Origin of the sequence: Idiomarina aminovorans (genome assembly GCF_023155095.1) — a bacterium.
Taxonomy (GTDB): domain Bacteria; phylum Pseudomonadota; class Gammaproteobacteria; order Enterobacterales; family Alteromonadaceae; genus Idiomarina; species Idiomarina aminovorans.
Genome location: NZ_JAKNDA010000017.1, coordinates 1 through 809 on the forward strand (window position 1 = coordinate 1; position 809 = coordinate 809).

The 809-nt window shown below is 48.8% G+C and carries 2 tRNA genes and 2 rRNA genes; all 4 read right to left on the minus strand.

Annotation, left to right across the window (positions count from 1 at the left end):
• Window positions 1-106: ribosomal RNA gene (locus L8G48_RS13280) — 23S ribosomal RNA — on the minus strand; the annotation flags it as partial.
• A 224-nt stretch (window positions 107-330) separates the two neighbouring features.
• Window positions 331-406: transfer RNA gene (locus tag L8G48_RS13285), tRNA-Ala, on the minus strand.
• Window positions 407-543: 137 nt separating this feature from the next.
• Window positions 544-620, minus strand: a tRNA-Ile gene (locus L8G48_RS13290).
• Window positions 621-685: 65 nt separating this feature from the next.
• Window positions 686-809 (minus strand): 16S ribosomal RNA (locus tag L8G48_RS13295); the annotation flags it as partial.

The following is an 809-nucleotide window of genomic DNA, read 5'->3' on the forward strand; positions in this document are numbered from 1 at the left end:
GACTCAAGTGCCTCTTACTGGCTTATCATGGCTTATCGCAAGTTAGTACGTCCTTCATCGCCTCCAACTGCCTAGGCATCCACCGTGTACGCTTAGTCACTTAACCATACAACCCGAAGGTGTCTGGTATACATGACCAAGATTGTTTGTTCTCGCTGTACACAAGTTCGATACGCCTCTACCGAATCGGTTGTTCAAATAGAGTGGCATTCTTACTTATTAATATTACAATCAGCTTTTCATGTTATTAAAGAGCATGTAACGCATTGTTACCGGTAACTATTCTTTATCAAGAACACTTAACGCTAACGGTTACATCAAGAGAAGAAATGGTGGAGCCAAGCGGGATCGAACCGCTGACCTCCTGCGTGCAAGGCAGGCGCTCTCCCAGCTGAGCTATGGCCCCGTTATGGGTTTTCCACACACCCCGATAAGGGAATTTCTAGGTTAGATAACCTCTTAATTCGCGGGAGGGCAAGGCGGAGAACGACGAAGCATAGCCTGCTATGCGAGTTGTTCTCCAACGCAGCCATCGCGTGAATTTGGTGGGTCTGGGCAGACTTGAACTGCCGACCTCACCCTTATCAGGGGTGCGCTCTAACCAGCTGAGCTACAGACCCAGTTTCTTCTCTTTCTATATCAAGCCTGCAAACTGTGTGGACACTTACGTCCATAAGCTATTTTGTAAGGAGGTGATCCAGCCGCAGGTTCCCCTACGGCTACCTTGTTACGACTTCACCCCAGTCATGAACCACACCGTGGTGATCGTTCTCCCGAAGGTTAAACTAACCACTTCTGGTGCAGCCCAC